Genomic DNA, 21,689 nt, shown 5'->3' on the forward strand with positions numbered 1-21,689 from the left:
TTGATCAGCCTCGATCGGGTTCTTCAGCGATAGAGGCTGACAAGGCCGTGCGCCAAGCGTCCAGACGGGCTGCGAGTTCTGCATCCTGAAGGGCCAGAATGCCCGCTGCCATCAAGCCGGCATTCTTGGCGCCGGCCGCACCGATCGCCATCGTTGCAACAGGAAAACCGCGCGGCATTTGCAATATGGAATAGAGGCTATCGACGCCGGACAGTGCTTTGGTTTGAACGGGAACACCGATTACAGGAACGCGGGTCTTTGAGGCCATCATACCCGGCAGATGGGCCGCGCCCCCTGCGCCTGCGATGATCACCTGCAATCCCCGATCAACAGCGGTTTTTCCGTATTCCCAAAGCCGGTCCGGGGTCCGATGGGCCGATACGATCTTTGCTTCGTACGGAACGCCCAATTCATCAAGCACATCGGCGGCCTCTTGCATTGTCGGCCAATCCGACTGGCTACCCATGATGATGCCTACTGAAACCTGCTGCATGTCGCGCTCCTGCCAAAACGAGCGGCTACATAACCCTATCTTACCGGGTGGAGCAATCTTGCCCGGCAGTTATTTTGAGCGAGCCGACGTGATTGTATCGCCCCGGCCACCTTTTCAGCCTTTTGCTTGCAAGATGTCCGAGTTGATCGGTTGGCCGCCAGTCATTTGAAGAAAATTTTGCGAAAGGCGTCCAGTGGCCGCTCAGGCACGGCTAGGTCTATTTTGCCGCCTCTGCATGATCATCCGGGCTGAGTACAATGAATCAGCACCAACCACAGAACTTGAAGCGGCTTTCAGGCGATGATGTCTGGCGTCAGGCGGTCTTCGATCACGGCGATGATGTCTTTCAGGCGCAACTTTTTCTTTTTCAGGCGCTGCAACGTGATCTGATCGGCCCGTCCGGTTTCCTGCAGGGCCCGAATTGCATCGTCCAGATCACGATGCTCGCTGCGGAACACCTCGAGCTCCACGCGCAAAACCTCTTCCGTCTTCATTGAGATATCGGTTGGCGCGTTCATCCGGAGCCCTTTGTCGTTGAGTGGCGGACTCTCAACATACAGATTCTTTTGCTTTTTCGCAAAGCTCTTGCACGCATCGCAGAGAATTCCCATATTTTAACTATCCGGGTCGCCTTTTCGGGGCCGCGGATGTGACGGTCGCTTAGATTAGGACGTGTCGATGACAAAAATGACCTTGGGGTCTTACCCACATATGCTTGGGTTTGAACAGTTGGAGCGCCTGCTGGAACGCACGGCGAAATCCTCGGAAGGCTACCCTCCTTTCAATATCGAACAAACTTCGGATCATTCCTATCGCATCACCTTGGCTGTCGCCGGTTTTGCTGAGAGCGATCTGTCGATCACTGTCGAAGACAGGCAGTTGGTAATTCGTGGACGTCAGCGTGATGACGGTGGGGACCGGGTGTTCCTGCATCGCGGTATCGCGTCTCGTCAGTTCCAGCGCAGCTTTGTTCTGGCGGATGGTGTCGAAGTTGGAGATGCGCTGATCGAGAACGGTTTGCTGCACGTTGATCTCACAATCAGCAGACCGGAAACCGTCGTTCAAACCATTCGGATCAAGAAAGGGTAATGCCATGAATACTGAATATGACATGCACGCCACCGAAGAGGCGCGGATCGTATATGTCCGCCCCGTGGATGCCGGCGATCTACCCGAAGACGTCCGCGCCCAGATTGGCGGGCTGAAAACGCTCTATGCTGTTCACGATGCGGACGGCCAGCGGTTGGCCCTCGTAAAGGATCGTGCCATGGCCTTTTCGCTCGCGCGGCAGAATGATTTTGCGCCGGTGACCGTGCACTGATTTCAAGACTTGTCCTTGGTTGGCCAGATCCCGTATCGGGCATGAACAAAGCTTGCGCAGGCTTCATTCAGGCTTGCGCGGCTGTGCCCGCCAAAACGTTCGTCTTGCAATCCTTTGGGCGCGTCCAGCGGTGTCACGCATTGGCGTGCCGCGGGGCAGGGAAGCAGCGAAATACCGCGTCGAGCGAGCTGTGCAGAAATCCAGATGTCATCCACGGGCCACGCCGGTTCGGGAATGTGAAAGATGTCTTCGTCGAAATGGTCAGCACAGGTCAGAATGCCGGAAAAGCCCTGCGCCACATCGGTGTTCGGGGGCAGCGCGCCGCTCCTTTTTAGCCGGGTAACCGACCAGCCTTGACCCGTCACAGCGTTGCCGTGTTGGCCGGACCCAAGCAATGCGTCAAGCCAGCCCGCGCCGTAGACGCAATCATCATCGCAAACAGCGATCTGCGCCTTTGGAAAGGCCCGCAACGCAGGCAGCAGTTTGGTGGCTGGTCCGTGATCAATGTCGCTGTGCAGTACTGTTATGCCGCTGGGTAAATCCGGCAGCTCAAAGCTGCCGGCAAATCGGTCGTACCGGTGTGGTACGGTAAGGCAGACAATATCGGCACCCTGAGACAGCAGGCTGAGCAAAACTGGCTTCAATCCGCCAAATCGTGGTGGAATGGAGGTCAGGGAAATGACTGTTTGCATAGGGTGAACCGTGGGCCGTCTGCATATGGATTGGTTGTCGCATTGGGCCGAAACGCGACCACATACGCAACCGTTTCCAAACGTATGGCCGCATGAAAAAAGGCCGGGGAAACCCCGGCCTTTCCGATTCAGTGCAAGTGCGCGGGATTACTCCGCTGCAATCAGGCCCATGCTTTCGAGCTTGAGGATCACCTGATGGGCGCAGTTGTCCACGTCCACGTTCTCGGTTTCCACGCTCAGCTCAGGGTTCTGTGGCACATCGTATGGATCGGAGATGCCTGTGAACTCCTTGATCTTGCCTTCGCGTGCCAGCTTGTAGAGACCCTTGCGGTCCCGGCGTTCGCATTCCTCGATCGAGGTCGCGACGTGCACTTCGACGAAAGCACCGTACTGTTCGATGTCTTCGCGCACCGCACGGCGTGTGGTTGCATATGGCGCGATCGGGGCACAGATCGCGATACCACCGTTTTTGGTGATCTCGGATGCAACATAGCCGATACGGCGAATGTTCAGATCGCGGTGCTCTTTGCTAAAGCCCAGCTCCGAGCTGAGGTTCTTTCGCACGATGTCGCCATCCAGAAGCGTAACAGGACGCCCACCCATTTCCATCAGCTTGACCATCAGCGCGTTTGCGATGGTGGACTTGCCGGAACCCGAGAAGCCAGTGAAGAACACGGTGAAGCCTTGCTGGCTGCGCGGCGGCTTGGTGCGGCGCAGTTCCTTGACGACTTCAGGGAACGAGAACCACTCAGGGATTTCGAGGCCTTCGGCCAGACGACGACGCAGCTCGGTGCCCGAGATGTTCAGGATCGTGACATTGTCCTTGTCCTTGATCTCGTCTGCCGGTTCGTATTGGGCGCGTTCCTGCACATAGACCATGTGCTTGAAGTCAACCATTTCACAGCCGATTTCGGACTGATGGGCGCGGTACAGATCCTGCGCGTCATAAGGACCGTAGAAATCCTCACCAGCCGAGTTCTTGCCGGGACCGGCGTGGTCGCGGCCAACGATAAAGTGGGTGCAGCCGTGGTTGGCGCGGATCAACCCGTGCCAGACGGCCTCACGTGGACCGGCCATACGCATAGCGAGGTTCAGCAGAGACATTGTTGTGGTCGAGGCCGGGTACTTGTCCAGAACGGCTTCGTAGCAACGAACGCGGGTGAAGTGATCGACGTCGCCCGGCTTGGTCATGCCAACGATCGGGTGAATCAGCAGGTTTGCCTGTGCTTCCTTTGCGGCGCGGAAGGTCAGTTCCTGGTGCGCGCGGTGCAATGGGTTGCGTGTCTGGAAGGCAACCACTTTGCGCCAGCCCAGTTTACGGAAATAGGAACGCAGTTCGTTCGGTGTGTCCCGACGGGCGCGGAAATCATAGTGAACTGGCTGCTGGATGCCTGTGACCGGTCCGCCCAGATAGACGCTTCCGGCGTGGTTGTGCAGGTAGTTTACCGCTGGGTGCGCATCGTCGTCGGCGCCAAAGACTTTCTCGGCCTCGCGCGCTTTGTTTGGTACCCATTTGTCGGTGACAGTCATGGTCGCCAGAATGACGCCTTCCTGATCGCGCAGGGCAATATCCTGACCCAGTTCAACAGAGTCAGCAAATTTGTCGTTCACGTCCAATGTGATTGGCATCGGCCAGAGTGTGCCATCGGCCAGACGCATGTCTTCGACAACGCCGTTGTAGTCTTCTTCGGACAGGAAGCCCTTGAGCGGGTTGAAGCCGCCGTTCATCAGCAGTTCCAGATCACAGATCTGACGGGGTGTCAGGTCATGCGATGTCAGGTCAGCTGCCTCGACCTTGAGTTTTTGGGCGCTCTCATAAGAGACGTAGAGCTCTGGGATGGGGGCAAGATTGTTTTGCACGAGTTCAGTCCTATGCTTGATGGGGACAAATTTGCTGGATGTTCCGGTGAGTTCAGCGTGAAGCGCGTCGTACTCGGCAAATTTCCGAGCCAGAAACGCGTCCACGAGTTTGGCTTTTTCACGTGCCCCAGCCAGTGTCAGCGCATAGGCAAAGCGCTGTCTTTTGTCTGGTCCGGCACGTTGTGTTTTGCTGACGAGGCCTGCCTCTGTTGCTGCGCGCAGGTAGGCATTCAACCGGCCAAGAGATATTCCCAAGGCTTCGGCTGTCGCACGCTGCGATGCTTCCGGCGCAACGTCCAGTTGGCGCAGAAGCAAGAAGAGGTCATCCTCTTCCGGCAGATTGGCGATTGCATGTTGCGCGTTCATCAGGCGACTCAAAGTGTGTTCAGCGCTGAACACATCACATATTGTGCGCGTGCAGAAAACCCCCAGCCATTGCGAATGGGCGTCTTGTTGCCGAAAAGCCGCGTTGCGATTTGTGCAAGGCTTTGTCTGACCAGACGGCAAAGGTCGACCAGATCGTAGCTTGGGGCGCCGTCCGGGTGGCGGGTTGATCAGACGACAGTGATGCCCATGGCTAATGCCCAGTGGTCAAAGTCGGCAGTGATTTCCCGTCCACCGTAGCGCATGCTGAATGTGTTAGCTGAAAGCCCTTGGGTCGGGGGCTTCCGCTATTCCTGTTCGGCCAGCCAGCGTTCAGCCTCCAGCGCCGCCATGCAGCCCATGCCTGCCGAAGTGACTGCCTGACGATACTTGTGGTCGGTCAGGTCACCCGCGGCAAAGACGCCCGGGATCGAGGTTTCGGTGCTGTCGGGCTTGGTCACGACATAGCCGCCCATATGGGTTTCCAGCACGTCCTTGACCAGCTCATTGGCTGGTGCGTGGCCAATCGCGACAAAGACACCGGCACAGGGGATTTCGCTGATCTCGTCGGTTTGCACGTTGCGTACTTTTACGCCGGTCACGCCTTTTGGCATTTCGTCTCCCACCACTTCTTCGAGTTGGTGGAACCACAGCGGTTCGATCTTGGGGTTCTTGAACAGACGATCTTGGAGGATTTTTTCGGCGCGCAGCTCATCGCGGCGGTGGATCAGGGTCACCTTGGAGGCGAAGTTGGTCAGGAACAGCGCTTCTTCGACGGCGGTGTTGCCGCCGCCAATCACGACGATTTCCTTGCCTCGATAGAAAAAGCCGTCGCAGGTCGCACAGGCAGAAACACCAAAGCCTTTGAACGCTTCTTCCGAAGGCAGCCCCAGCCATTTGGCACGGGCACCCGTTGCAAGAATGATGGCATCGGCGGTGTATGTAGTTCCGCTGTCGGAGTGGGCCACAAAGGGACGTTGATCGAAATCGACCTTGCTGATGATGTCGCCGATGATTTCACAGCCCATGGCGCGGGCGTGGGCTTCCATCCGGACCATCAGGTCGGGGCCTTGGACCTCGGTGTCGCCGGGCCAGTTCTCAACTTCGGTTGTCGTGGTCAACTGACCGCCCGGTTCCAGCCCCTGAACCAGAATCGGATCCAGCATCGCGCGCGAAGCATAAACTCCGGCGGTGTACCCAGCAGGGCCAGAACCGATGATGAGAACCTTAGTGTGGCGGGTGTCGGACATGCGATGTCTCCTGACCTTTGGCGTCATGTTTGGGAAACCGATATAAACCCGCTGGCCCGCAGTCGAAAGGGGTGAAAGCAACAGATGACGCAGTTGCGATCAGATGGACCTCCTGACAAGATTCTTGCGCTGTGTTGAAATATTATTGCGCACTCAGGATGCGTGGTGTAATTAACCGGCATCGATAGGGGGGTGCCATGGGAGCGCACAGGCTTGATCCGATAGATCGCAAGATCTTGGCAGAACTGCAGGCAGATGGACGCATGACCAACGTTGAGTTGGCCAAGCGCGTTGGCATTTCGGCTCCACCATGTTTGCGCCGTGTGCGGGCCCTCGAAGAGCAAGGTTTCATCAAAGGGTATCACGCTGATGTCGAGGCCCGCGAACTGGGTTTCGAGGTGCAGGTGTTTGCTATGGTCGGACTTCAGAGTCAGGCTGAATCCGATCTCAAAGCCTTTGAAGAACGCTGTGAAGGTTGGCCATTGGTTCGCGAATGCCACATGCTCAACGGCGAGGTGGATTTCATTTTGAAATGTGTCGCGCCTGATCTGAGCACCTTCCAGTCGTTTTTGACCGGCCAGCTAACATCGGCGCCAAACGTGGCGAGTGTGAAGACCTCGCTGGTTATCCGCGGCGCCAAGGACGAGCCCGGTGTTCCTTTTGACATTCTGGAAGAGCGTCTGAGCCGATCCGCATAATCGCGGGGTGAAAGGCGTCAGTTTCGTTTCCTCGAAAAACAATGGATCGACCCCGCCGCTTGGGACGGGATCGATCTTGGCTGCGTCAGCTTGTGTGTTTGGCCAGGAATTCCAGCAGCGCTTCAGGATGCTTGTTGAAAAACTGGTATCCGTCAAAGCGCTGGCCCGTGCCAAATGGCGTCTCTTGCTCTGGTCCGATCCAAACAATGTCATGTGGCGTAGGGGTTGCGTTCATGATCTCTTGGATATCGTTTTGTCCAGTCGCGTCGTTGAACGTGTAGACGTCTTTTTCGACCTGCGCATACAGCACCGGCACGGTCAGGCTTGGGATGTAGTCCAACGCTTCAGCAAATCCGAACCCGTATTTTTCGCGTTGTGCATCCAGAACCCGATCCACCAGATCAAATCCGGTTTTTGCGCGAATGAACCGATCGGTCATGTTGTATGACAATGTCGGCTGGTTCGCGATTAGTCCCTTGATCTGCGGGTTGGCAAACAACTCTGGCTCGTTCTTCCATGCAAGGAAGGTTGCGTTGGCCCCCATGCACTGGCTGAGAAACACAATCTCGTCGTCGGCAAAATCCGGGTGAGCCAGCACATACCGAAGGGATGCAGCCACGTCCTGCCATTCGGTGACGCCTGCGCCTACGGGTGCCTCGGTGCCAACCGCAGCTGAACCAATGCCGCCGTCGCTGTCCCCCTGTCCGCGGTGGTCGTACATAACGATGTTGTATCCGGCGTTATGCAGGTGTTTGACCATAGGCAGGAATTCAGCCGCGACGCCGTCGAGGCCGCTTTCGGAACCATAGCGCGTTGTTGTGAGAGGGTGGTTCACGACTACCGTCTTGTCAGAAGGTGAGGGGCTGGCGATTTCCCATGCGCTCAGGCGCACGTTGTCCGCAGTCATGATATCCACATCTTTGAAGACCATGCCGTAGTCACCGGGATCCTTGGGGTTTTCCAAACGTGCCGGTGCAACCCGCATTTTTACAATTTGGCTGACCAGCAGATTGTTCCGCATATCAAAGGGATTGGCGAACCAGACAAAGGCGCCGGCCGCAACAGCCAAAGCGATTATCGATAACACCCAAACAACTAGCTTTTTCATTTTTGCGCTCCGGTAATGTTTCCAGTGGAAATATTAAATATTCCTGGGCTTGCGTGTGGTCAAGCAGAAATTTACAGTGGAAACATTGAGGAGAAGAATCCGTGGAAGCAGAGCGCAGTTATCATCATGGCAACCTCCGAGAGGCTTTCCTCGACGCGGCGCGCCGTCTCTTGGAGCGGGACGGCCTGACCGGGCTGTCATTGCGCAAATGCGCCGAGGTTGTCGGTGTCAGCCATACGGCTCCAAAGAACCATTTTGGCAATATGGCGGGTCTGCTGACGGCGATTGTCACACAGGGCTATTCAGAGCTGGCTCAAATGATGACTGCTGATTTGCCCGCTGATGCCGATCGCGATCGACGGCGCAAAACAGCGCTCTTGGGCTACATCGCTTTTGCCGAGCAAAACCCGTCGCTCTACGAGCTGATGTTTTCGCGTGACCGCTTTGTGAATGATGATCCCGACCTTATGCGTCAGGTCGGGGCCTGTTTCGTGGTTCTGGCTGACATTTCAACCGGCCTGGGTTGGCACCAAGGTACGGTCGATGAAATGAATGGTAAGGGGCAGGTAGCGCTTTGGAGTCTTGTGCACGGCTACGCACAACTGGTTACGGCAGGGCGGTTCAAAAAAGACAACATGAAGGGGCTGTCCATCCTCGACATCTTGCCGGCCCTTGGGGTCGATCAAAACGACTGATTGACGAGGCGAAGCTTCAAAACGCCCATTCGAAACCGGTTTCCTTTTGGGAAATGACCCACAGCTTTTCCATGACTGACTTGTCATAGGCATGGGGCTCTAGCGTCCCTTTGCCCACAGGTCCAACCCATTCCATACGGCCCGTGGGGCCATAGAGCGCCCGCTGTTCCAGTCCGTTTTCCGTGGCACACATGACTTCGGGGTAGGAACCTTTTTCCGCGGATTGCACCATGGGCGACAACGACATCAAATAAAACGCCACGCGTGTCATGAGGCCACCGCTGGTGCTGATGAGCGATGTGGCGGATGAACCGGGGTGGCAAACGTAGACTTCAACCGACTTTTGATTTGCGTTGATTTTGTCCTGAAGCTCATAGGCGAACATCATTTGCGCCAGCTTGCTTTGGCTGTAGGCGGGGTTGGCGCTGTAATTCTTGTCCCAGTTCATGTCATCGAACTGGATAGTCCTGAGCCCCATTTTGTATCCCAGACTTGCCACTACGACGATCCGACCACGTGATTCCTCAAGGCGATCAAACAGCATCCCACACAGAACAAAATGGCCGTAGTGGTTGGTGCCTAGCTGGCTTTCGAACCCGTCCTTGGTGAATTTCTGTTCTGGCACCTGCGCGATTGCGGCGTTGCAAATCAGGGCATCGATGTGCGGAACCGTTTCCAGCACCTTTGCGGCGGCCTCGCGCACACTGCTCAAGTCAGCAAGGTCCATCTTGATGAAGTTGACCTGTGCGGAAGGGCCGAACTCTTGCTTGAGCGATTTGATGGCGACAACCGACTTTTCAGCGCTTCTGTTCAGCATGATTACTTTTGCCCCCTTGGACAGAAAGATGCGGCTTGCCTGAAACCCTGCACCGGCATTGGCGCCAGTGATCAAATATGTCTTTCCAGAAAGAGAGCCGAGACGATCAGGTGTCCAGCCGGTGGGCCCAAACTGTGTATCCTTCATTTCAATGTTCCTTTCATAGCAATGCATCGATTTGTGCAGTGATTGTTTGTGCTGGAATGGAAATAAGTCTCAAAGAAAGTGGAAAATAGGCGAGATCGTCGTGAATACTTGCCTGATTGTCTCATGTGGGTTGAGTATGCGTGTTGCCCCCTTTTAATGTGTCGCCATGAGCATGCAGCAGATCAAAAACATTATCGCATCCCGGATCTCCGAAGATGGATTGATAGAAACCGGCGTGAAGGGCGTGCAGGTTTTCCGCGCCACCCAGTCGATCCCTTGTGTTCCGGCGGTCTACGAACCTTGTGTTGTCGCAATCGTCAGCGGTTCCAAAGAGGCCATTCTGGATGGGGAACGCTTTGTCTATGACAACAGGCACTACCTGTGCTGCCCAATGTCCATGCCGGTCAAAGCGGGCACCCCTACGGCTTCGGCTGAAAACCCTTTGTATGGGGTATTTGTGTCGCTTGATGCGCGCATAATGTCTGAGCTCTCGATCGAAATGGAAAATGCTGTTGGCAGCATGGTTCAGGATCGCAGTGTGTCCAATGTGCAGGGTATCAAACTGGCGGCCTGGGATGCAGAGTTTACGGACGCATTGCTGAGACTGTTGAAGTTGGGGCAAAGCGAAATGGACAGCGCCGTGTTGGGGGCCTTGCGTCTGCGTGAATTGCACTACGCCATCCTGAAGGGCGAGGCAGGTTCATTCGCGCGGCAGGCTTTTGGCGCCGGAAATGCCATCGCGAGATCCATAGCGCATGTCTCTGGCAATCTGGGTGCAGCAATCTCGATCGACGAAATGGCCGCGCGGGCCGGAATGAGCCGGGCCGTCTTTCATCGAAAATTCAAGCAAGTCACGACAATGTCGCCAATTCAGTTCGTAAAAACGATGCGCCTGAACAATGCGGCCATGAAAATCGCCGCAGGGATGACGGTGAACGAGGCAGCAACGGATGTGGGGTATATCAGCCCGTCTCAGTTCAGCCGAGAGTTCAAGCGTCTCTATGGCCAGTCACCAAGGCAATGGAGCGAAGGGCACAGGGTTCCAATGGCCGTGGCCTAAGGCCCGCCGGATGGGCGCAATTGTCAGGGCAAAACAAAAGGCCACCCGCCTGGGGTGGCCTTTTGATGATCCGATGATCCGAAACGCCGCAGGGCGTCTGGTATCAGCCCTGGCGTGCTTTGAAACGACGCTGGGTCTTGTTGATCACGTAGACGCGGCCCTTGCGGCGCACAACGCGGCAATCGCGGTGGCGCTTCTTGAGCGAGCGGAGCGAGTTTGCAACCTTCATGGTGCCTCTCCTTCATCTCACGGCGCGCGAGCGCCTTTGCGTTGCGTTTTGCCAAAGGCGCAAGGCCTGAGGCGGTGAATTCCATGGTGGGCGATACTGGGATCGAACCAGTGACCCCTTCGATGTCAACGAAGTGCTCTACCGCTGAGCTAATCGCCCGTATGGCCGATGCGGTTGTCATACGCCCCAAGAAAAGGGGCGCGGAAAACCGCGCCGGTGAGCGGTCTATAAAAGGAGTCGAAACCGGGATCAAGGGCTTTTGGAAAAGGATAAAATCGGTCTATGTTCTATGCAACAAGGACTGGTGAATGCCAAAGGTTTCATATCATCTTCACGAGCCAGAGGATCTGACCTCTTGCGTGGTGTTTGCCTCGCCCCATTCGGGGCGGGATTACCCTTGGACATTCATGCGCAAGACGGTTCTGGACGAACGATCCATTCGCACCTCTGAGGATGCTTTTGTAGACCGCTTGTTCGACTGCGCCCCCCAGTTTGGCGCGCCGCTACTGCGTGCCAGCGCGCCGCGTGCCTATGTCGATCTGAACAGAGCGATGGATGAACTTGACCCCGCACTGATCGAAGGCGTGCGCCGCAGTGGGCATAATCCGCGCGTGGCCAGTGGGCTTGGCGTCGTTCCTCGCGTTGTGGCGGGCGGAAAGGCGATTTACCGAGGCAAGCTGCCGCGCGTGGAAGCAGACCAGCGGCTTGCACAGATTTGGGTTCCGTATCACGCCAAATTGCAGGAATTGCTGAATCGATCCCGCGAATCTTTTGGTGAGGCCGTTCTGATCGACTGCCATTCCATGCCGCGCGAAGCGTTGGAAACGGGGGGTGGATCAGCTCCTAGACCACAGATCGTTATCGGCGATAGGTTTGGCGCTTCGGCCTCCGGGCTTTTGGTGGATCGCGTCGAGGCGGCTTTTGCCTCAGCTGGTTTCATCGTGGCGCGGAATACACCGTTTGCCGGGGCTTACACGACGCAGCAATACGGTAGGCCGTCACGCAATCAGCACGCCATCCAGATCGAAATCGATCGTTCGATCTATATGGATGAGGCCGCGATCAAGCCCAACAAGGATTTTCACGCGGTACGCAAGCTTTTGCGCGGGGTTATTCTGGAAATTGCGGCGATGGGCGCGCGCGATCAAAGATTGGCCGCCGAATAGGTCCATACCCATCTCATGCAAATAAAAACCCCGCAAAGCAGGCTCACGACTGCTAAGCGGGGCGTTACCATGTACACAAAAATTGGTCTGGAGAGGACCAACGAAAACATGTGTCTTGGATAATATGCGCTATGTATCGATCAAGCTGTCGATCACCTCGCGTGTTGTACGGGTCATGCTGACCTGACCGAAATCCTCCAGCCCTTCGATGTTAGGGAAGAGCGATAGGAACAGGGCGCGCATGTTGTTGCCGACCAATTGGCTGGCGGATTTCCCGGGATGGTAGGTTTCCATCTCGATGCCGCCAATGTTCAGCGTCGTGTGTTGGCGAACCATCAGATGGTAGAGCTGAACGGTACCGCCGGGCGTGACCTGAACAAACCGGTCGCCATCGGCGTAGTCGGTAATTGGTGCCAGAACGGCCTCTTGGCCCAGAAGACGGGTCAGTTTTGAATGCCGAACCGTGTGCCGCGCGGCGGGGCCAACCATGAGATCCATCGCCGGCTTGCCCAGGCCACAGGCATCGGTGGTGATGCGGGTCAGGTGGGTCAGCGTGGTGCCGTCATCGCTGCGACCGGGGATATAGGTGGTAGAACCGATCCAAGTCACGGGCTCTGAACCCTGCGCGGTCTCGATGTAGTCGCCGGGCAATAGGTCTTCGATGGCGACGGGGCCGCGAACGGTGGGAATCAATGTGCCCCGCGCAAATGCAGCGGCGCATTCCTCGAACAACTGGGTTGCTGGCGCGACGTGCGATTTACTGACAATTGAGAGGTTCGGCATGAGCGCCGCGATCTCATACTTGCGCATCAGGGATACTTTGCCCGGCGCTCCGCCGTCATTCATAGGCGATTCCGGTCTCGGAACCCGAAGCGAAAGCGTATGATCGGCTCTGTCAAAGCCTGGCTGAAGGCTGGCCATGTGAACACCCTTTGGGTTGGTCACATCCGTGCTGGCCCCCACCAACAACGACGAAAGGACGATTGCGTGTCGTTGGGTCTATAAAGCCGGAATGCCTCTGCTACGTCAAAATTGATGTCAATTTTAGTAGTATCGAGGCCTCAATGATTTTGATTTTGGTAAATTGTTCACCAATGGAAAACGAAAACGCCACATTTGGGCAGATGGCCAAACGTGACGACTCGAATCGGAAGGCGTGTAATTGCCGTTTTGGTCTACCGTTCAATCAGGCTGTGCGGCGGACGGGCTGAGGGGCGCTGTCGCGCTTGGCAATGAATTCGGCCCGGCGTGCACCGCGCGCCCAAGGCATCGCTGGTGTCGACTGTTTCGCATTCTCAGTGATCGACTTGATGAAACGGGTTTTCATTGTTTTGCTCCTGCCCCGGCGCACTTGGCCGACATTCATGTTCTTTGATTGTGAATGTCGACTTCAAATAGGGCGCACTTGTGACAGAGCGGGGACAATACTGCGGAAAGGTGACGTTTGTTTTGGGGCGAGCGCTAAAGCCGGATGGTTGAAATCAGGCGGCCATAGTCGGCTTCTTTGGCATGCGTCGAACGTCGGTAGGAAAAGAACCTGTCTGGATCAGAATAGGTGCAATGGCGTGTCCATTCCGCGCTGACGCCGGCCTGTCGCAGGCAATGCAATCCAAAGGCCGGCAGATCAAATTGAACACGGTCGCCGGTGCCACCGGCAAAAAAGCGGCCGTTTTCGCCGTCGAGGTCCAGAAATGCCTCTAGGAATTCAGGGCCCACTTCATAGGCTCTTTGACTGATCGACGGCCCGATAACTGCATGAATGCTCTCCCGGTTCGCGCCGATCGCAACCATGGCGTCTACGGTTGCTTCCAAAACGCCCAATTGCGCGCCGCGCCAGCCTGCGTGGGCCGCACCGATCACGCCAGCGTCCCTGTCGGCGAACAGAACCGGCTGGCAGTCTGCCGTCAGGATCGCAAGCGCAATCCCCGGTGTCGCGGTTACGAGCGCGTCAGCCTTGGGGCGGTCGCCTACGATGGGCGCCGTTACGGTCACCACATCAGGCGAATGCACCTGATGAACCGTGACCAGATGATCGGGCGCGACTTCCATGGCTTCGGCAACCCGAGCACGGTTGATTGCAACCACATCGGTCTGATCTGATGAGCCCGGGCCGCAATTCAAACCCTGAAACACGCCAGAAGACGCGCCGCCGCGCCGCGTGAAAAAGCCGTGGCGTATGTCGCCCAGACTGTCAGCCGTGATGATTTCCAGTGTCATGGGTCGACTCCGGGTGGCAATGGGCTGTCCTTTGGAAACAGCGCGAGCGTCTTGAACAGCGAACCCATTTCCTGCGGATGCGTCAACCGTCGATGTGCTGCGATATGCGATTCAAGCGCGGTTCCGGCCAGATTTTTGGCGAGCGCCTGCGCACGCGCCGTGATGCCAAGACGTTCAAGGAACACGCCTTGTGTTGTCATGGCTGAATGCGCGGCGGGTTCTGCCGCCTTGGCAATGGCTTCGAAATCGACATGCGCTGTGAGATCGGCCTTTCCCGGCTCTTTGAACGGATCGGTTGGTTGATGCTGGTATAGCGCCTGAAACGTATCACCGATGGATCGCCAATCCCCATAGTCGATCATAAATGCGACGCCGCCCTGTGCAGCGATGTGCTGGCCAATCGCGGCTGCGATATTCTGCGCCGGTGCGCAGGTTTCGACGATTTGTCCCGTGGCGGTGTCTTCAAGCCGGTGGTCGAGGGCAGCATGCGGTGCGGCATCGGTCAGCCCGAGCGTCAGCGCGCCGTCCTTCACGCCAATGACCCGTTCGCGCCATCCATGATCATCTCGTTGAAACTGACGAATTGGAAGCGCGTCCAGAAATTCGTTGGCGACCAGAAACATGGGAAGATCTGGCAAATCCTGCAGGTCGGACACCCAGGTTGGTTTTTGCGCAGACAGCGTTTTTTCCTGAACCGCTCGCAAGGTCCCAGAGGCTTCGAGCAGGTAAAGGTGCAGCGCATCGTGAAAACCGGGCACGGCGGCCGTAACACGCAGAATGTCTGCCATGAGGGTGCCGTGACCGGGGCCCAACTCAGCCAAGACAAAGGGTGCGGGCCGGTCTTGGTCAAGCCAGCATTGCGCAAGCGCAAGCCCAATCATTTCACCGAACATCTGACTGATTTCCGGGGCAGTCGTGAAATCGCCAGACTGCCCGATCGGGTCTGAGGTGGTGTAGTAGCCATGCTCGGGATGCAGGAGACAGGCCGACATGTATTCAGCGATTGTCATCGGTCCTGTCCGGCTGATTTGCCGGATCAGAATGTCGTGCAGTGGAGTCATGGGTGTCTCTTGGCCCGCTGGATGAGCCATAGGCCAAACGCGATCATTGGCAGTGTGAGAATTTGACCCATGGTCAAACCATAGCCACCGATGTGCAGTGCCAGCCCCAAAGGATTGCCCTCGGTTACGAATTGCGCATCGGGTTGGCGAAAAAACTCCACAATGAACCGAGACAGGCCGTACCCAGCCATGAATGTGCCTGCCAGCGTGCCGGGTGCTTTGAACGCTGAACGAGAGGCGAGCCAAACCAGAACGATGAACAAAATCAGGCCTTCGAGCGCGGCCTCGTAGAGCTGTGATGGATGCCGCGCGCAGAGCTCTCCGACGGCTTGTCCGCAGGCCTGCGCGGATTGCCCGGGAAAGATGACCGCCCATGGCACATCGGTTGGGCGGCCCCAAAGCTCCGCGTTGACAAAATTCGCAAGCCGCCCCAACAGCAATCCGATCGGCGTTGCAAGCGCGAGCATGTCGGCGGTTTGCAGGACCGGCGCATTGGTTTTGCGGCATGTCCATAGCGCGGCGACGATGACCCCCAGAAGACCGCCGTGAAACGACATTCCCCCTGTCCAGATCATCGGAATTTCAAGCGGGTTCTGCAGGTAGTATCCCGGTTGATAGAACAAAACATAGCCGAGCCTGCCACCGAGGATGATTCCCAGTATGACAGCGGTCAACAGATCTTCGACCTGATCACGGGTCATGGGGGGCGTTTGGGTGGGCCAAAGATGAGGCCGGGACACCGTGGCCAACGCAATCCGCCAGCCGATGAGAATGCCTGCGATATAAGCCAGCGCATACCAGCGCAGGGCAAAGGTCAGACCAAAAAGCGAGATCGAGAAAATCTCGGGAGACAGATCGGGAAAGGGAATTACAGCGTGCATGCGTCCTGTTGCCTCTGCCAGAGCAGGGAAGTCAAGGTTGAGACTCGGGCAGCAAGGCCCCATATAGATATCAGGAAACGATGGAGCGACTTATGCAGACACGCAACAAGGTATTCGAGGACATCTCGCAGCTCATGACGAATGCCATGGGTGTCGCGCAGGGCGCCAAGGACGAAGCCGAAACGGCGATGAAGTCGCTGGTGGACCGTTGGTTGGCGGATCGTGATTTCGTGACCCGTGAGGAATTTGATGCGGTGCGCGCGATGGCCCAGAAAGCCCGTGAAGAGAATGAAGCGTTGAAGGCTCGCCTCGACGCACTTGAGGCGAAATCCTGAGAACGACGCTTGGCGCTCGCGCCCGTGGGGCGCGTCGCCCCACCCGCCGTCCCATGTATTGGGGCGCTGCCCCCGCCGCGGCTGCGCCGCTGCGCCCCCGGGATATTTTCAGCACAAAGAAGCTGTGAGCCAAGACTGCCAGACTGAAGGGTCGGACTGTTCTGCAAGTCCGATCCCTATGAGATGGGCCTTGGTCCTCTTCGCCGGTTTAATGTCGGTTTGAGATCCCACGCAGTGCACTTCCCAGCTTTTGCCGGAAGGGGCATCGACCCAGCCTTTGAGTCGGAAAAGGTTGTCTGGTCGCGCGTTCAGGACTGCCCGCAAGTCTGGCGCGGTCATGGACCGAGCGGGACATCCGCTCCAATTGGTATAGGCGGGATGGGGAATGGTTTTTCGGCTGGGTGTCGAGACCGGTCTTTGATCCAGCAGAAGCGGAGCCAAGGGGACCTGAGTTGCCAAGTTTTGCGTTGTCCGATCAGGCAGAAACGCCGGGGTCGTTGCGGATTTCGAGATCAGCAGCAATTGGGCGGCTTCGGCCTGGCCGCGGATCTGGGCGCCGATCTTTGCATCCTGGCTTAGGGCATCCCAAGTGAGGCCGTCGATAACCGTGGCGATGCCACCATAGGCCAGATCCGGTTCAGTCAGAGCGGCATTCGCGATTGCGGCGGGGTCGCCAATGCCAGAGGCCTCGATCAGCAAGTGGTCGGGACGGGCCGGTCTGTCCAGAACGTCGCCGATGGCCATGAACAGATCCGCGCCCATGGTGCAACAGACACATCCATTTGTAAGCGCAATGGTATCGTCTGTACGCGATTCCAAAAGCGCTGCGTCTATGTTTACCGCGCCGAAATCGTTCACCATGATCATGAGACGCTGCCCATGCGTTTCAGACAACAGCCGGTTCAGCACCGTTGTCTTGCCAGCGCCCAGATAGCCCCCGATCACCGTCAGTGGCAGGCGCATCACAACAGGTGAACCGTTCCGCCCAACACCGTTCCATGCACGGGGATGTCGCAAAGCGTTTCTGGTGTGGTTTGGGTTGGGTCTGCTCCAAGGACAGCGAAATCGGCGCGCTTGCGCGTTTCGATGCTGCCGATTTCGTGATCCATACCAAGGGTGAATGCAGCGCCCAAAGTGATTGCATAAAGCGCTTCTTGTACCGAAAGCCTTTGTGCTGCCCCCAGCGTCTGCCCGGACATTGTTTGGCGATTGACGGCGCACCAGGCAGTAAAGAGAGGTCCCATTGGTGTCACCGGTGCGTCGGAATGAATCGCCAGATTCACGCCCGCATCCAGTGCCGCGCGGCAGCCATCCATGGAGGCGGCCCGGTCCGGTCCGATGGTCTGGGCCACGTGCTGATCGCCGAAATACCAGATATGATTGGCGAAGAGATTGACGCACAAATCCAGTTCTCTGGCGCGGGCAAACTGAGGCGCGTCCATCATTTGGGCGTGTTGCAGAACATGTCGCAGGCCGGGGCGCGGGTGGGCTGCTTTGGCCTCGGCCAGAGCGTCCATGACCACTTCGGAGGCTTCGTCGCCATTGACGTGGATGTGCATGGGCAGACCCGCGCGCTGCATTTCAAGGCACAGAGCGTGGATCATATCGGGGGCTGTGTTCCAAATACCGTTGGGCTGTCCGCCGATATAGCCGGGCCAGCGTACCCGGGCCGTCCAACCCTGGATCGAGCCATCCGTCATCAGCTTGATCGCGCCAAGGCGCAGTTTTTCGGTTGACTGTTCGCGCAGGGCGAGGGCCTTTGCAGCATTTGCCTCTGGTGCTTCGGTGGTGCCCAGGGCCGGAACCAGCCGCAGCGGGAAATCGCGATCGGCAGTGATGCGATGCAGTAGACCGATGTCGGATTCTTCGATGGTGGAAAACAAATCTGTCGCTGTCGTAACGCCAACGCGCTGGCAAACCTTGGCATAGCTGCGAACTGCGTCCTCGCGCAGGCTAAGTGCCCGGAAGTCAACGCCAAGTCGCCGCATGACCGGGAACATCGCAGCCATTTCCTGAAGCTCGCCCGTAGGTTCGCCATCCGCGCCCATAACAACGCCTTCGACATTGGTGTGCGCGCCGTAACCGACAAGGTCGAGAGCGGCTGAATTGGCACAAAGCAAATGGAAGTTTGAGAACATCACCATGATTGGACGGTCTGCGCTGACCGCGTCGAGATGACGGCGGGACAGCCTTTCGTCGCTCAGAAATATAGGATCGAGGCCCCAGCCGACGAGCGGTTTGCCTTTGGGCAGTTTCGAATCTGCCTCGGTCAGCCGTTCCACCACGGCATCCAGGGTGTCGAGCCCACTCCAATGCTGGCCCTCGGGGTCTGTGCGGTCGTGATAGCCGACATAAGTGTAGTCCCAGATGGCACCGGCCATCATATGGGCGTGACCTTCGACAAACCCAGGCATTAACACCTTGTCTGCCAGTTCGTTGTTCAATGTGCCGCCGCCCCAAGGATCGGCGCATTCTGCATCTCCGACGGCAAGAATATAGCCGTCTCGTACTGCGACATGGGTCGCCTCGGGCTGATTTGGATCCATTGTGATGATTTTGCGAGCGGCAAAAACAGTGATGTCCGACATAGAGGCCTCCGGGGTTTCATCCCTAGGGTTAGACAAGGGTTGATAGTAGCAAAAATGCTTTTACTGTCAGCGTAAGCGACAAAAAATGTGAGATTGCGGTTGAATTTTACGCTCAAGCAAATGCGGTATCTCGTGACGGTTCTGCACAGAGGATCGATCGCACAAGCCGCCAAGGAATTAAATATATCTCAAAGTTCAATCGTTGCTGCGATTGATCTTATGGAGGCAGAGCTGGATCAACAGCTGTTCCGCCGAATTCCGGCGAAAGGACTGGTGGCGACGGATTTGGGCCATGCGGTTGGGGCAAGGATCGAAAGCTTTCTGGACGAAGCCAGAATTCTGGAATCGGATTTGATGAGTTTGACCGGCAGTCCGTCAGGCGTGTTGCGCATGGGCTGCTATGCGCCATCGGCACCCTATGTGTTGCCGCCGATTCTAAAGGCCATTCGCGCAGCCTATCCGCAAATCCGTGTCGATCTGCGCGAGGGTGACATGCAAAGTATCAACGAGATGCTGGCAGAGGGTGTGGTCGACGTTGCCTTGACTTACAAACGCGAAACGCCTGAACGGCAGCCGTTCGAAGCCATGTTCCGCGCGACACCCTGGGCTTTGATTCCGGCAACCGAACAGTTGGCGCAGGCCAAGACGGTCAGTCTGGCGGATTTGTCAAAAATGCCCATGATCCTTTTGGATCTTCCGGGCACGCGCCGATATTTCATGGGTCTATTTGATAACCGCGATCTGGCTGTTGATGTCGCTCATACGACGAAATCCAGCCTCGTGCTGAGGGGGCTGGTCGGGGCCGGGTTCGGGTTTTCGCTCTTGAATATTTGCGGGCCGACGGACCGAGACGGATCCGGTGGCTATGTTGCCCTTCCTGTCATCGATGCCGAAGACGCCCCCCGGTTTGGTTTAGCCTATTCCGCCAGTTCCGCCCGATCCAGTTTGGTGCAATCCGTCTTGCAAACCTGCAGGGAAGTTGGGCAGGCGGGCGCGTTTTCGCATCTAATCATGGCAGACAGCTAAGTTTATAAAATGTGGTGCACAGTATCAGAAAACACGGTTTTCTGTGTTTAGTGCCCCGGCTAGGCTTTGGATCAAGAGACAAGAGTCCAACCGGGAGAATCTGATGACCTACTTCAAGAGTATTCTAAGCGCTGCACTGTTGAGTGCGACGGCGCTGACCGCTCCGGCGGCCTTTGCTGATGGCGGAACCTTGGTGATTGCATCCACGCAGGTGCCACGTCACCTGAACGGATCGGTACAATCTGGTATTGCGACGGCAATTCCATCCACCCAGATTTTCGCATCGCCCCTGCGCTATGATGAAAACTGGGAACCGCAGCCTTATCTGGCGGAAAGCTGGGACGTGGCCGATGATGGTATGAGCGTCACACTGAACCTCGTAAAGGGTGCAACGTTCCACGACGGAGAGCCGGTCGAAGCCGAAGACGTCGCTTTCTCGATCATGAACACCAAGAACAATCACCCGTTCCAGTCGATGTTTGCACCGGTCGACACCATTGATACACCCGATGCGCACACCGTGGTGATCAATCTGAGCAAACCGCATCCCGCACTTTTGCTGGCCCTGTCTCCGGCTCTGGCGCCGGTGCTGCCCAAGCACATTTACGATGACGGCCAAGACCCAAAATCGCATCCGGCCAATTCGGCGCCGATCGGTTCGGGGCCCTTCATGCTCGAAGAATTCACGCCCGGCGAAGCCGTCATTCTGAAAAAGAATCCGAACTTCTTTATCGATGGCCGCCCGATGCTGGATGAAATCATCATCCGCATCATCAAAGACCCATCGGCCTTGCTGATCGCGATGGAAAACCAAGAGGCGGACATGTATCCGTTTATGGCAGGCAGCCAGGAAATCCGCCGTTTGGAAAAGGCTGAACATCTGGGTGTGACCTCTGACGGCTATGCGGCGGTCGGTCCGATCAACTGGCTGGCGTTTAACACCAAGTCGGAAAAGCTGAGCGATCCCAAGGTACGTCAGGCGATCGCCTACGCCGTCGACCGTGATTTCATCACGAAGGCCCTGCATCGCGGTGTTTCCAGCCCGCAGCGCGGCCCGATCATCGAAGGCTCGCCATTCTTTGACGAGAGCATTCCCGCCTATGATGTTAATCTCGACAAGGCCAATGCTCTTATGGCTGAAGCCGGGTTTGGCGACGGAATGGATCTGACGGTCGACTATATTCCGGGACCCAAAGAACAGCAGCAAAGCGTTGCAGAGTACCTCAAGTCACAGCTGAAAAAGATCGGCATCAATGTGACCGTACGTGCCGCGCCAGACTTCCCGACATGGGCCGGTCGCGTTAGCTCTTATGACTTTGAACTGACAATGGACGTGGTGTTCAACTGGGGTGATCCGGTGATCGGTGTGCACCGCACCTACCTGTCCGACAATATCCGCGAAGGCGTGATCTGGTCCAACACGCAGCAGTACAGCAACGCCAAGGTGGATGAGTTGCTGAACATGGCCGCTGTCGAACTGGACCCAGCCAAGCGCGCCGCGCTCTACGCTGAATTCCAGCAGTTGGTTGCAACCGACCTGCCTGTCTACTGGATCAACGCGCTGCCGTACCACACGGCCTATGACAAGCGGCTCCAGAACGTTCCTGTGGGCATCTGGGGCAGCATGCACCCAATGGATACCGTCCACTGGGGTGAGTAACACCAATTGCAGTTGGCCAGGG

The 21,689-nt window shown here is 56.9% G+C and carries 24 protein-coding genes and 1 tRNA gene; 9 read left to right on the plus strand and 16 right to left on the minus strand.

Features of this window, described 5'->3' with window-relative positions:
- Nucleotides 1–4 precede the first annotated feature (4 nt).
- Nucleotides 5–493, minus strand: coding sequence for a 5-(carboxyamino)imidazole ribonucleotide mutase (gene purE, locus PFY00_RS04085; protein WP_271431227.1), 489 nt, complete (start codon nt 491–493; stop codon nt 5–7).
- A gap of 293 nt (nt 494–786) precedes the next feature.
- A complete protein-coding gene (locus PFY00_RS04090) occupies nt 787–1,011 on the minus strand; it encodes a YdcH family protein (protein WP_271431228.1) in 225 nt (74 codons plus the stop codon).
- Nucleotides 1,012–1,171: 160 nt separating this feature from the next.
- Between PFY00_RS04090 and PFY00_RS04095 the strand changes: the two genes are divergently transcribed.
- Entirely contained in the window at nt 1,172–1,582 is a 411-nt protein-coding gene (locus tag PFY00_RS04095; protein ID WP_271431229.1) for an Hsp20 family protein, read from the plus strand.
- A 4-nt stretch (nt 1,583–1,586) separates the two neighbouring features.
- Nucleotides 1,587–1,814, plus strand: coding sequence for a DUF1150 family protein (locus PFY00_RS04100; protein ID WP_271431230.1), 228 nt, complete (start codon nt 1,587–1,589; stop codon nt 1,812–1,814).
- A 2-nt stretch (nt 1,815–1,816) separates the two neighbouring features.
- Here the strand turns inward: PFY00_RS04100 and PFY00_RS04105 are convergent, their stop codons facing one another.
- The 3 genes from PFY00_RS04105 to trxB form a co-directional block, all read right to left on the minus strand.
- The gene (locus PFY00_RS04105; protein WP_271431231.1) at nt 1,817–2,506 is read right to left on the minus strand and encodes a hypothetical protein; all 690 of its coding nucleotides are present in this window, start codon (nt 2,504–2,506) and stop codon (nt 1,817–1,819) included.
- 147 nt (nt 2,507–2,653) lie between these two features.
- Nucleotides 2,654–4,732, minus strand: coding sequence for a bifunctional sulfate adenylyltransferase/adenylylsulfate kinase (locus PFY00_RS04110; RefSeq protein ID WP_271431232.1), 2,079 nt, complete (start codon nt 4,730–4,732; stop codon nt 2,654–2,656).
- 305 nt (nt 4,733–5,037) lie between these two features.
- The gene (gene trxB / locus PFY00_RS04115) at nt 5,038–5,979 is read right to left on the minus strand and encodes a thioredoxin-disulfide reductase (RefSeq protein WP_271431233.1); all 942 of its coding nucleotides are present in this window, start codon (nt 5,977–5,979) and stop codon (nt 5,038–5,040) included.
- A gap of 197 nt (nt 5,980–6,176) precedes the next feature.
- Here trxB and PFY00_RS04120 point away from each other — a divergent pair, with 197 nt between their 5' ends.
- The gene (locus PFY00_RS04120) at nt 6,177–6,677 is read left to right on the plus strand and encodes an Lrp/AsnC family transcriptional regulator (protein WP_271431234.1); all 501 of its coding nucleotides are present in this window, start codon (nt 6,177–6,179) and stop codon (nt 6,675–6,677) included.
- Nucleotides 6,678–6,762: 85 nt separating this feature from the next.
- Here the strand turns inward: PFY00_RS04120 and PFY00_RS04125 are convergent, their stop codons facing one another.
- A complete protein-coding gene (locus PFY00_RS04125) occupies nt 6,763–7,785 on the minus strand; it encodes an alpha/beta hydrolase (protein ID WP_271431235.1) in 1,023 nt (340 codons plus the stop codon).
- A gap of 101 nt (nt 7,786–7,886) precedes the next feature.
- On the opposite strand from PFY00_RS04125, the gene PFY00_RS04130 reads away from it, so the two are divergent.
- Nucleotides 7,887–8,480, plus strand: a complete 594-nt coding sequence (locus tag PFY00_RS04130) for a TetR/AcrR family transcriptional regulator (RefSeq protein WP_271431236.1) — start codon at nt 7,887–7,889, stop codon at nt 8,478–8,480.
- 16 nt (nt 8,481–8,496) lie between these two features.
- On the opposite strand, the gene PFY00_RS04135 is transcribed toward PFY00_RS04130, so the two are convergent.
- Complete coding sequence (locus PFY00_RS04135; RefSeq protein ID WP_271431237.1) at nt 8,497–9,444, minus strand: SDR family oxidoreductase; 948 nt, start codon at nt 9,442–9,444, stop codon at nt 8,497–8,499.
- A 172-nt stretch (nt 9,445–9,616) separates the two neighbouring features.
- On the opposite strand from PFY00_RS04135, the gene PFY00_RS04140 reads away from it, so the two are divergent.
- A complete protein-coding gene (locus tag PFY00_RS04140; protein ID WP_271431238.1) occupies nt 9,617–10,504 on the plus strand; it encodes an AraC family transcriptional regulator in 888 nt (295 codons plus the stop codon).
- 103 nt (nt 10,505–10,607) lie between these two features.
- Here the strand turns inward: PFY00_RS04140 and ykgO are convergent, their stop codons facing one another.
- Complete coding sequence (gene ykgO / locus PFY00_RS04145; RefSeq protein WP_007792261.1) at nt 10,608–10,733, minus strand: type B 50S ribosomal protein L36; 126 nt, start codon at nt 10,731–10,733, stop codon at nt 10,608–10,610.
- 84 nt (nt 10,734–10,817) lie between these two features.
- A tRNA-Val gene (locus tag PFY00_RS04150) sits at nt 10,818–10,892 on the minus strand.
- Nucleotides 10,893–11,041: 149 nt separating this feature from the next.
- On the opposite strand from PFY00_RS04150, the gene PFY00_RS04155 reads away from it, so the two are divergent.
- Nucleotides 11,042–11,899, plus strand: a complete 858-nt coding sequence (locus PFY00_RS04155) for an N-formylglutamate amidohydrolase (protein ID WP_271431239.1) — start codon at nt 11,042–11,044, stop codon at nt 11,897–11,899.
- Nucleotides 11,900–12,028: 129 nt separating this feature from the next.
- Here PFY00_RS04155 and PFY00_RS04160 read toward each other — a convergent pair whose 3' ends face one another.
- The 5 genes from PFY00_RS04160 to lgt all read right to left on the minus strand — a co-directional run bounded on the left by PFY00_RS04160 (nt 12,029) and on the right by lgt (nt 16,058).
- Nucleotides 12,029–12,820 (minus strand): Hint domain-containing protein, encoded by a 792-nt coding sequence (locus PFY00_RS04160; protein WP_271431240.1) that lies wholly within the window; start codon nt 12,818–12,820, stop codon nt 12,029–12,031.
- A gap of 265 nt (nt 12,821–13,085) precedes the next feature.
- Nucleotides 13,086–13,226 carry a hypothetical protein gene (locus PFY00_RS04165; RefSeq protein WP_271431241.1) on the minus strand — a complete coding sequence of 47 codons (141 nt, stop codon included), beginning with the start codon at nt 13,224–13,226 and terminating at the stop codon, nt 13,086–13,088.
- A 134-nt stretch (nt 13,227–13,360) separates the two neighbouring features.
- The gene (gene pgeF, locus PFY00_RS04170; RefSeq protein ID WP_271431242.1) at nt 13,361–14,116 is read right to left on the minus strand and encodes a peptidoglycan editing factor PgeF; all 756 of its coding nucleotides are present in this window, start codon (nt 14,114–14,116) and stop codon (nt 13,361–13,363) included.
- On the minus strand, nt 14,113–15,177 hold the full coding sequence (locus tag PFY00_RS04175; RefSeq protein WP_271431243.1) for a class I SAM-dependent methyltransferase: 1,065 nt from the start codon (nt 15,175–15,177) through the stop codon (nt 14,113–14,115). Before PFY00_RS04175 ends, pgeF begins: the two co-directional genes overlap by 4 nt.
- The gene (lgt, locus tag PFY00_RS04180; RefSeq protein ID WP_271431244.1) at nt 15,174–16,058 is read right to left on the minus strand and encodes a prolipoprotein diacylglyceryl transferase; all 885 of its coding nucleotides are present in this window, start codon (nt 16,056–16,058) and stop codon (nt 15,174–15,176) included. The genes PFY00_RS04175 and lgt overlap by 4 nt, the downstream gene beginning before the upstream one ends.
- 92 nt (nt 16,059–16,150) lie before the next feature.
- On the opposite strand from lgt, the gene PFY00_RS04185 reads away from it, so the two are divergent.
- Nucleotides 16,151–16,393 carry an accessory factor UbiK family protein gene (locus tag PFY00_RS04185; RefSeq protein ID WP_271431245.1) on the plus strand — a complete coding sequence of 81 codons (243 nt, stop codon included), beginning with the start codon at nt 16,151–16,153 and terminating at the stop codon, nt 16,391–16,393.
- Nucleotides 16,394–16,501: 108 nt separating this feature from the next.
- Here the strand turns inward: PFY00_RS04185 and PFY00_RS04190 are convergent, their stop codons facing one another.
- On the minus strand, nt 16,502–17,356 hold the full coding sequence (locus tag PFY00_RS04190; protein ID WP_271431246.1) for a CobW family GTP-binding protein: 855 nt from the start codon (nt 17,354–17,356) through the stop codon (nt 16,502–16,504).
- On the minus strand, nt 17,356–18,981 hold the full coding sequence (locus PFY00_RS04195) for an amidohydrolase (RefSeq protein ID WP_271431247.1): 1,626 nt from the start codon (nt 18,979–18,981) through the stop codon (nt 17,356–17,358). The genes PFY00_RS04190 and PFY00_RS04195 overlap by 1 nt, the downstream gene beginning before the upstream one ends.
- 120 nt (nt 18,982–19,101) lie before the next feature.
- On the opposite strand from PFY00_RS04195, the gene PFY00_RS04200 reads away from it, so the two are divergent.
- Nucleotides 19,102–20,007: a LysR substrate-binding domain-containing protein gene (locus tag PFY00_RS04200; RefSeq protein ID WP_271431248.1), complete on the plus strand. Its 906-nt coding sequence runs from the start codon at nt 19,102–19,104 to the stop codon at nt 20,005–20,007.
- A gap of 103 nt (nt 20,008–20,110) precedes the next feature.
- Nucleotides 20,111–21,667 carry an ABC transporter substrate-binding protein gene (locus tag PFY00_RS04205; RefSeq protein ID WP_271431249.1) on the plus strand — a complete coding sequence of 519 codons (1,557 nt, stop codon included), beginning with the start codon at nt 20,111–20,113 and terminating at the stop codon, nt 21,665–21,667.
- Nucleotides 21,668–21,689 lie beyond the last annotated feature (22 nt).

Source organism: Thalassococcus lentus, assembly GCF_028023555.1.
Taxonomy (GTDB): domain Bacteria; phylum Pseudomonadota; class Alphaproteobacteria; order Rhodobacterales; family Rhodobacteraceae; genus Thalassococcus_A; species Thalassococcus_A lentus.

Coding starts and splice junctions, on each gene's coding strand:
- purE (WP_271431227.1), bottom strand. CDS start 493: ATGCAGCAGGTTTCAGTAGGCATCATCATGGGTAGCCAGTCGGATTGG.
- PFY00_RS04090 (WP_271431228.1), bottom strand. CDS start 1,011: ATGAACGCGCCAACCGATATCTCAATGAAGACGGAAGAGGTTTTGCGC.
- PFY00_RS04095 (WP_271431229.1), top strand. CDS start 1,172: ATGACAAAAATGACCTTGGGGTCTTACCCACATATGCTTGGGTTTGAA.
- PFY00_RS04100 (WP_271431230.1), top strand. CDS start 1,587: ATGAATACTGAATATGACATGCACGCCACCGAAGAGGCGCGGATCGTA.
- PFY00_RS04105 (WP_271431231.1), bottom strand. CDS start 2,506: ATGCAAACAGTCATTTCCCTGACCTCCATTCCACCACGATTTGGCGGA.
- PFY00_RS04110 (WP_271431232.1), bottom strand. CDS start 4,732: ATGAACGCGCAACATGCAATCGCCAATCTGCCGGAAGAGGATGACCTC.
- trxB (WP_271431233.1), bottom strand. CDS start 5,979: ATGTCCGACACCCGCCACACTAAGGTTCTCATCATCGGTTCTGGCCCT.
- PFY00_RS04120 (WP_271431234.1), top strand. CDS start 6,177: ATGGGAGCGCACAGGCTTGATCCGATAGATCGCAAGATCTTGGCAGAA.
- PFY00_RS04125 (WP_271431235.1), bottom strand. CDS start 7,785: ATGAAAAAGCTAGTTGTTTGGGTGTTATCGATAATCGCTTTGGCTGTT.
- PFY00_RS04135 (WP_271431237.1), bottom strand. CDS start 9,444: ATGAAGGATACACAGTTTGGGCCCACCGGCTGGACACCTGATCGTCTC.
- PFY00_RS04140 (WP_271431238.1), top strand. CDS start 9,617: ATGCAGCAGATCAAAAACATTATCGCATCCCGGATCTCCGAAGATGGA.
- ykgO (WP_007792261.1), bottom strand. CDS start 10,733: ATGAAGGTTGCAAACTCGCTCCGCTCGCTCAAGAAGCGCCACCGCGAT.
- PFY00_RS04155 (WP_271431239.1), top strand. CDS start 11,042: ATGCCAAAGGTTTCATATCATCTTCACGAGCCAGAGGATCTGACCTCT.
- PFY00_RS04160 (WP_271431240.1), bottom strand. CDS start 12,820: ATGGCCAGCCTTCAGCCAGGCTTTGACAGAGCCGATCATACGCTTTCG.
- PFY00_RS04165 (WP_271431241.1), bottom strand. CDS start 13,226: ATGAAAACCCGTTTCATCAAGTCGATCACTGAGAATGCGAAACAGTCG.
- pgeF (WP_271431242.1), bottom strand. CDS start 14,116: ATGACACTGGAAATCATCACGGCTGACAGTCTGGGCGACATACGCCAC.
- PFY00_RS04175 (WP_271431243.1), bottom strand. CDS start 15,177: ATGACTCCACTGCACGACATTCTGATCCGGCAAATCAGCCGGACAGGA.
- lgt (WP_271431244.1), bottom strand. CDS start 16,058: ATGCACGCTGTAATTCCCTTTCCCGATCTGTCTCCCGAGATTTTCTCG.
- PFY00_RS04185 (WP_271431245.1), top strand. CDS start 16,151: ATGCAGACACGCAACAAGGTATTCGAGGACATCTCGCAGCTCATGACG.
- PFY00_RS04190 (WP_271431246.1), bottom strand. CDS start 17,356: ATGCGCCTGCCACTGACGGTGATCGGGGGCTATCTGGGCGCTGGCAAG.
- PFY00_RS04195 (WP_271431247.1), bottom strand. CDS start 18,981: ATGTCGGACATCACTGTTTTTGCCGCTCGCAAAATCATCACAATGGAT.
- PFY00_RS04200 (WP_271431248.1), top strand. CDS start 19,102: ATGCGGTATCTCGTGACGGTTCTGCACAGAGGATCGATCGCACAAGCC.
- PFY00_RS04205 (WP_271431249.1), top strand. CDS start 20,111: ATGACCTACTTCAAGAGTATTCTAAGCGCTGCACTGTTGAGTGCGACG.